We start from the raw sequence: 6,166 nt of genomic DNA, 5'->3' as shown, positions 1-6,166 counted from the left end.
GCAATGCTGAGTTTACTGTGTTGCAACAGATATTTTGCTTTATCGATTCGACATTGCAAAATGTATTGGTGGGGCGTTATGCCCATACTTTGCTTGAACAGACGCAAAAAATGATATTGACTCATCTGGGCGATCGCCGCAATCTCACTCAGCTTAACATCCTGATGCAGATGTTCATTGATGTATTCTCTCACCTGTTGCAACTTTAATTTAGACAATCCATCTGCATAACTAGAAAGCTTTGGTTGTGTAGTGCAGTAGTTGCGTAATAAATGAATTGCTAATGTCGTTTTGAGACTATCAATTAGCAAATAACCGCCGATTTTACCAAACTCTAATTCTGCTCTCAACGCAGAGATGATCCCTTGGATCAAAACATCTTGCTTAGTCATAAAATGAGGAATGAGTTGAATGCGATCGCCATCAACCAAATCTTCACCAACTTGTTTGAGGAGTGCAGACTCAAATGCCAAAACTATAAACTGAACTGAAGTATTCCAATTACAGCGATGGGAAATACCCGCAGGGATGATTGCAATGTCTCCATGATTACGCATCTCTGTCGTGAGCTTTCCATCTAACCATCGTTCTCCTGATAAATTTGATAAGCCGGAAACTCCTTGAGCAATGACGTGCATTGTGTGTTGATGTTCAGCTACATCAAACTTTGGCTGTTGATGCAGTTCCAGATAAATACTGTCCCATCCTGAGCTTGAGAGAACAGCAGGTTTAGGCACAAGCACATCAGTTGCATTCTTTTGCCGATAATCAATAAGTTTGATTGTTTGCCCTAGCGTTCTCATATACTCTGTGCGTCTGGAGCGTCTGTGCGTGAGGTAAATTCATACCTAGATTCAGCAACGTCTGTTTTTACTATAATAACTTCGCAACAACATACTCTACACTCTACTAACCAATTACACACCACCGACTTACACCCGCCCTCAAAGTTAACTAAAACTTGCCACTGTCCCAAATAGGAGTTCCATATTGGCTCACCATCAGCCACGCCAATGGCATTACCAATACTTTTGGCTCGCGCATGGTAAAACTTAAAAGCCTCTTCTAAACCTTGACGCAATATGTATGTTGGGTTATCATTCAACCATATGGTTGAATCAAATGTTGCTCTTGACATGGTTTTTGGCGCTCTGGCCGATGCAACACGCAGAGATATTCTCAAGCGTGTATCGAAAAGGGGACACACGATCGGTGAATTAGCAAAACCATATGCGATGTCTTTGGCAGCGGTTGCCAAGCACGTTAGTGTGCTTGAGAAAGCAGGACTGGTTAGCAAGTGTCGAAGTGGTAAGGAGAAAGTGATTAATATTACACCAAAGACTATCAAAGTAGCCGCAGCACATCTGAGTGAGTATGAAAAAGTATGGAGTACGCGCTTCAACGCTTTGGAAAAATTATTAGAAGAAGATTGACAATTAGGAGGATAACTGTATGGCACATCTAAAAGTAACAGTTCCAGAGAATTCACAAAATATCTTGGGTATCGTCACAATCAATGCAACGCTTGAAAAGGTATTCCAGGCGTATATCAAAGAGGAACTCTTTGCTAAATGGTGGTGTCGCGGTAAAAAGATGAAAGTGTATCGCTTTGATTGTAAAGACGGCGGGAGTTGGCATATTGCCGAGCAATCATCAGACGGTAATGAGTATGAATTTACTGGCTGTTTTCACGAAGTAACTAAAGATAGACGGATCGTGCAAACATTTGAATTCTTAGGGATGCCGGAACGTGGACACGTTATGCTGGAAAAAATCGAGTTTGTCGCGGTTGACGAGCATACAACCGAGATTCGTACACATAGCACTGCAATGAACCAACAAGACCGTGACAGCATGGTTGCAAGTGGAATGGAAAGCGGCTGGCGACAGTCGATTGAAGCCCTAGGCAAGCTTTTAGAATCAAACAATTAAGTAAATTGGCCTGTCGAAAGACCGATTATATTTGCTCTCCACCTGATGGAGCAGTAGCAGGCATTGTCTGGGGTGGCTTGATTGCCTGCTCTTACGCTACCGCTGGAGAAACACTCCACACCATGCAGTATATATGTCTTAAAAATTGGTCTGCTATTGCTTTGCGTTCAATCAATCTTCCTTCCATCATTCAACTGTACGCTTTAAAGGAACACCACCAAAGCTGACAGCAACATCATAACCGATTCGCATAGTAAATAATCTGGCGTTGGGATTTTTCTGTTTTAACTTTAATGCTGATTCCACACCAGTTTTATCAATTCTATATTCGCCAGTAAGAGCATCAATCACAATCATCTTGCCAAGATTATCGCCATGCTCAACTGAGGAACGAATCCCCTGATCGTAAAATTGCTTGGCTCTTTGAGCGACTTCTTCTACAGTCCAAAAAATAGCCTCCATAATACACCTGCTTTTTGCTCTTTCATTATTGTAGCCACATACCTTTTCACAACCCTGACTTCTTGAAGAAGTGAGGTTCTAAATCACTGTTTTAGGTAAATTGCACAAAACACCACACTGTAGAGAAACCACGCCCCCAGGTCATCGATAATAGTCTTTCCTGGCTCTACACCACCGCTAACCAATCGCACCCCACAGCCCTACAACCGTCCGCAAAGCTCACCCAGACTTGCCACTGTCCCAAATAGGAGTTCCATATTGGCTCACCATCAGCAACCCCAATAGCTTCACCAACTTTAGCGACTAACTCAGTGTAGAACCGACCAGCACTTTCTAACCCTTGCCGCAGCTTCAGTCTCAATCCCTTCCACCCGACAGCAGTTTCATTTAATGTTTGGGGAATATCGGGTAATGTTGTGTCAGCAACTTGTGTTGGTATATCTATATTATTAGTGACTTTGAATCCAAGATAGCTGTTGAACTTCTACTGCGCCAGGAACAATCCGATCTACACCTACCATCTCGTTATAAACGGCTTGAGGAATGGTAACGTTACTGTACAACTGACGGAGTAAATCTAATTGACCAATTGCTGCCAAGTTTGTGATCGGTGATGTATCGCTAACTATAATCACAGCAAACCCATTGATTGCAATGTCCGCATATCGGATTGGAAGTCTTCAACATCATAGTTGATGTGTAAACCGCGTTTTGCCAGTTCATGCTGGAATTCAAGTACTGTAGTTCCTGTCCAAGCTCGGACTTTGCCACTGCTAATCTTGCCTTGCTGGTAAAGCAAAATGGCGATTTCTAATTTCAGTTCATCCTCGCTCATGTTTGAGGCTCGGAGGATGTCATCAGGAATCATCACACTCATAAGGGAAAATTCAATCTTTTAGGTTTATTTTAATTGTTCACAACATGTATTGGGTGCAAAAGTTGCGATCGCCATCATAACCCCAACAATTCACCCCATCCACGTAACCAATCGGGGCGCAGATGCAATCAGTTGACCAAACTTTTGTGCGTCAACGTCTTTGGCGGTCTTTAATTAGTGGCGGTACACCCGCTCCCACTAATTCTCTTTAATGCGTGAATGCGTGAATGCGTGAATGCGTGAATGCGTGAATGCGTGAATTGGTTTGACCTACACTGCCACCAACCAATCGCATCTCACTGACCTACAACCATCAGCAAAGCTCACCCATACCTGCCACTGTCCCAAATAGGAGTTCCATATTGGCTCACCATCAGCAACCCCAATAGCTTCACCAACTTTAGCGACTAACTCAGTGTAGAACCGACCAGCACTTTCTAACCCTTGCCGCAGCTTCAGTCTCAATCCCTTCCACCCGACAGCAGTTTCATTTAATGTTTGGGGAATATCGGGTAATGTTGTGTCAGTGATGCATGTTGGTATATCTATATTATTAGTGACTGACACCGAACAATTCGCAATGACGCTCGAGGACTCGCTACCGCTTCGCTAACGCAATTCGCAATTGTTTTAGGAGCGAGTTCATCTCGGCACAACCATTTCTCGAAGATACCAGAGCGCCCATCTAATGGTGCAACAAACTTATACACACACTCCCGGTTTCCCCTCGGCCCCAACCGACCAACATAAGACAATCGCATGTCAATCTTGTCCAATAACTTTTGTGCGATCGCCACCGGAGTCAGCTTCTCAGAGATAGTCACATTCAAACAAGTCTTGATGAGATACCGATTCTCTAGTGCCACCCTCTTCAACTCCTGCATCCTCTCATCAGAATCCCTCAACTGTTCCCCAGATGTTAGCAACTGCAACAAATTCAGTTCTTCCAATAACAACACAGAAGACAACATCTGCCCAAAGTTAAAATCAGGTTTCCAAATCGAATTCTCCCCAGCCTCAGCCTGTGATGCGGCTCTTTTGGCATCACGTTTTGTCAAAAATTCTCGCCCCATCGTCAGGTAATAGTGCATCCGCAGTTGAGGATACCAAGAGTCGTCATCCTTCTCAACCAAATCAGGGGTAACTTCAACTTCATAACGCCGGGACAATTCTGCCTTGCGTTGCTGGTGTCGTTCGCCCTGAATTTTCCCTCTTTGATCTTGCAGTTTTTTGAGTGAGGCATCAAATAGGTCTTCACTCCGTAGCGTTCGCCTAAAGTTACGCTAAAGGAAATTACAGTACGCAACGTGTTAAATTTAACTCTTAAGCTACTCCTTAACATTTCGTTGCATACTTAAAAATTTTCCCGTCCACCTACTTAGAATACTTACTAAAAGGTCGTTCTGTCGTATATGTATATAATCGTGAAATATTTACTTAGCAAGGCTTCTAAAAAACTTTTTGGTTAACTGAGATTTATTTTTTATTGGCGATCTATTTGACTATCACTTGATGTGATAATGACATTGAAAAACTTCCTTAATCTATTTATCAAGGGTAAGCATGACTACTAGAAATGAGGGTTTGTTGTGGTTATTTAGAGAAAAATATACCTTTAGCAAACTTCCAAGTCTTGAAGCTTATAATGGTTACTCGAAGTCGATTCTCATTTGTGCCAATGGAGACGGGAGATTAACCCCTGAAGAAAGAGACTGGGTGGTTGGGCTTGCTTGTGCTTTTGGCGCACCAGACTCATTAGTGGAGGAACTCAAATCTTATAAAGCTGACGAAGATATCGAGAATGCGATTGGTGATGCTCCAGAGGCAACTGGTTCACGGCGTTATCTTGTTTACGATGCGATTAAAGCTTGCAGTGCTGATGGAGAATATAGTGACAAGGAAAGGGCAACTGTAACCAAAATGGCAGCTAAACTGGGCATTTCTCAAGATTTGGTTGAACAAATTGAACAAATCTGTATCGAAGAAGCCAAACTACGGGAGAAAAGAGTGAAACTGATGTATCCGGAGGGAGCACCTATTTAGCCATTTTTTATACTAAAAACGACACTGAGGGCGGTCTAAAGACTTGACTTCCAGTCATGATTTTGCCATAGCCAGCACAGAACTCAACCGTAATACTATCTAGGTAACATATTGCTCAGGCATTGCGGAACAGTAACATACACGTCTTCTGTAACTTACCGCTTTACAAACAGGCTCTTGTCTGCTTTCCCTTTCGGGTCTAGGTAAGTTGTTCGCCATTGGTTCTGTCATCAAACGCGCTGCCAACTGACCAATATCGCGTGGGGCTACCATCGGCAATGCAAAATCGGTTGGAAAGAAAGTATGGATTACGCCATCGTGTTTAGCGGATTGTAGAGAGAAGTCCCAATTGCTCATATAGTAGGCAGCGCGGATAATACTAAATGGTATGGACTGGGCGGCGATTTGCTGCTCCATTTCGTAAAGCACTCCCAAATCGCCAATTTGAGAACCGGGCTGCGCTCCATAAGTGGATTCGGCAACGATTTTCTCTAAGCTAGAGTCTGTCATCGCTGAGAGAATGGATGCCAAGCTTTTTCTTTGCGCTTTAAGATGTCATGGAGTCCCAAGTTAAACCTCGCTAACCACTTAGCCGAGTAATTCCCCCAATCCATAGACAGTGGTAACTTATCTCGCTCTGAATAATCCTTATCTGCAACAATCTTAGGTGGTGCAGGATATTCCCTTTTAGTTTGCGGATCAACAACAGTCCCACCAGGTTCTGATAATATGGCTTCAAGGGAGGCGATCGCCCTAATCAGCCTACCCCCTTCATCCTTCTCGACCAAATCCTCACTGGGTGAACGAAAAAAGGTGTGGGAGAGTAGTTAGCGGATAGCTTACGCTAACATA

13 protein-coding genes are annotated in these 6,166 nt (G+C 43.3%); 3 read left to right on the top strand and 10 right to left on the bottom strand.

The annotated features are described in order from the left end of the window. Both AC5JMF_RS28285 and AC5JMF_RS28280 read right to left on the bottom strand, forming a co-directional pair. The coding region (locus AC5JMF_RS28285; protein ID WP_495799035.1) for an AraC family transcriptional regulator at positions 1–803 on the bottom strand (803 nt) is incomplete at its 3' end. Beyond that, entirely contained in the window at positions 800–1,138 is a 339-nt protein-coding gene (locus AC5JMF_RS28280; RefSeq protein ID WP_495799034.1) for a hypothetical protein, read from the bottom strand. The genes AC5JMF_RS28280 and AC5JMF_RS28285, both read right to left, overlap by 4 nt. Here AC5JMF_RS28280 and AC5JMF_RS28275 point away from each other — a divergent pair. Together AC5JMF_RS28275 and AC5JMF_RS28270 are read left to right on the top strand one after the other, a co-directional pair. Then, positions 1,110–1,433: an ArsR/SmtB family transcription factor gene (locus AC5JMF_RS28275; RefSeq protein WP_495799033.1), complete on the top strand. Its 324-nt coding sequence runs from the start codon at positions 1,110–1,112 to the stop codon at positions 1,431–1,433. The genes AC5JMF_RS28280 and AC5JMF_RS28275 overlap by 29 nt on opposite strands. Before the next feature lie 19 nt (positions 1,434–1,452). Beyond that, entirely contained in the window at positions 1,453–1,932 is a 480-nt protein-coding gene (locus AC5JMF_RS28270; RefSeq protein WP_495799032.1) for an SRPBCC domain-containing protein, read from the top strand. 186 nt (positions 1,933–2,118) lie between these two features. Here AC5JMF_RS28270 and AC5JMF_RS28265 read toward each other — a convergent pair whose 3' ends face one another. The 6 genes from AC5JMF_RS28265 to AC5JMF_RS28240 form a co-directional block, all read right to left on the bottom strand. After that, positions 2,119–2,394, bottom strand: a complete 276-nt coding sequence (locus AC5JMF_RS28265) for a hypothetical protein (RefSeq protein WP_495799031.1) — start codon at positions 2,392–2,394, stop codon at positions 2,119–2,121. Positions 2,395–2,560: 166 nt separating this feature from the next. Further along, complete coding sequence (locus tag AC5JMF_RS28260) at positions 2,561–2,755, bottom strand: hypothetical protein (protein ID WP_495799030.1); 195 nt, start codon at positions 2,753–2,755, stop codon at positions 2,561–2,563. An 88-nt stretch (positions 2,756–2,843) separates the two neighbouring features. Further along, positions 2,844–3,029: a PIN domain-containing protein gene (locus AC5JMF_RS28255; protein WP_495799029.1), complete on the bottom strand. Its 186-nt coding sequence runs from the start codon at positions 3,027–3,029 to the stop codon at positions 2,844–2,846. Continuing rightward, entirely contained in the window at positions 3,026–3,271 is a 246-nt protein-coding gene (locus AC5JMF_RS28250; RefSeq protein WP_495799028.1) for a UPF0175 family protein, read from the bottom strand. Before AC5JMF_RS28250 ends, AC5JMF_RS28255 begins: the two co-directional genes overlap by 4 nt. A gap of 270 nt (positions 3,272–3,541) precedes the next feature. Beyond that, positions 3,542–3,838, bottom strand: coding sequence for a hypothetical protein (locus AC5JMF_RS28245; protein WP_495799027.1), 297 nt, complete (start codon positions 3,836–3,838; stop codon positions 3,542–3,544). Continuing rightward, positions 3,817–4,440 carry a hypothetical protein gene (locus AC5JMF_RS28240; RefSeq protein WP_495799026.1) on the bottom strand — a complete coding sequence of 208 codons (624 nt, stop codon included), beginning with the start codon at positions 4,438–4,440 and terminating at the stop codon, positions 3,817–3,819. Before AC5JMF_RS28240 ends, AC5JMF_RS28245 begins: the two co-directional genes overlap by 22 nt. 394 nt (positions 4,441–4,834) lie before the next feature. Between AC5JMF_RS28240 and AC5JMF_RS28235 the strand changes: the two genes are divergently transcribed. Beyond that, a complete protein-coding gene (locus AC5JMF_RS28235) occupies positions 4,835–5,314 on the top strand; it encodes a tellurite resistance TerB family protein (RefSeq protein ID WP_495799025.1) in 480 nt (159 codons plus the stop codon). Positions 5,315–5,413: 99 nt separating this feature from the next. Here AC5JMF_RS28235 and AC5JMF_RS28230 read toward each other — a convergent pair whose 3' ends face one another. Both AC5JMF_RS28230 and AC5JMF_RS28225 read right to left on the bottom strand, forming a co-directional pair. Next, positions 5,414–5,824 (bottom strand): Rossmann-fold NAD(P)-binding domain-containing protein, encoded by a 411-nt coding sequence (locus AC5JMF_RS28230; RefSeq protein WP_495799024.1) that lies wholly within the window; start codon positions 5,822–5,824, stop codon positions 5,414–5,416. Then, positions 5,821–6,102 carry a hypothetical protein gene (locus tag AC5JMF_RS28225; protein ID WP_495799023.1) on the bottom strand — a complete coding sequence of 94 codons (282 nt, stop codon included), beginning with the start codon at positions 6,100–6,102 and terminating at the stop codon, positions 5,821–5,823. The genes AC5JMF_RS28230 and AC5JMF_RS28225 overlap by 4 nt, the downstream gene beginning before the upstream one ends. Positions 6,103–6,166: the final 64 nt, after the last annotated feature.

This window comes from Desmonostoc vinosum (genome assembly GCF_059505385.1).
The sequence above is the reverse complement of the archived record's forward strand: the minus strand, read 5'-3'. Positions and strand labels throughout refer to the sequence as shown.

Bases quoted from the DNA above. Each gene is read 5' to 3' on its own strand.
- AC5JMF_RS28280 (WP_495799034.1), bottom strand. From the start codon at position 1,138: ATGTCAAGAGCAACATTTGATTCAACCATATGGTTGAATGATAACCCA.
- AC5JMF_RS28230 (WP_495799024.1), bottom strand. From the start codon at position 5,824: ATGACAGACTCTAGCTTAGAGAAAATCGTTGCCGAATCCACTTATGGA.
- AC5JMF_RS28265 (WP_495799031.1), bottom strand. From the start codon at position 2,394: ATGGAGGCTATTTTTTGGACTGTAGAAGAAGTCGCTCAAAGAGCCAAG.
- AC5JMF_RS28235 (WP_495799025.1), top strand. From the start codon at position 4,835: ATGACTACTAGAAATGAGGGTTTGTTGTGGTTATTTAGAGAAAAATAT.
- AC5JMF_RS28250 (WP_495799028.1), bottom strand. From the start codon at position 3,271: ATGAGTGTGATGATTCCTGATGACATCCTCCGAGCCTCAAACATGAGC.
- AC5JMF_RS28270 (WP_495799032.1), top strand. From the start codon at position 1,453: ATGGCACATCTAAAAGTAACAGTTCCAGAGAATTCACAAAATATCTTG.
- AC5JMF_RS28275 (WP_495799033.1), top strand. From the start codon at position 1,110: ATGGTTGAATCAAATGTTGCTCTTGACATGGTTTTTGGCGCTCTGGCC.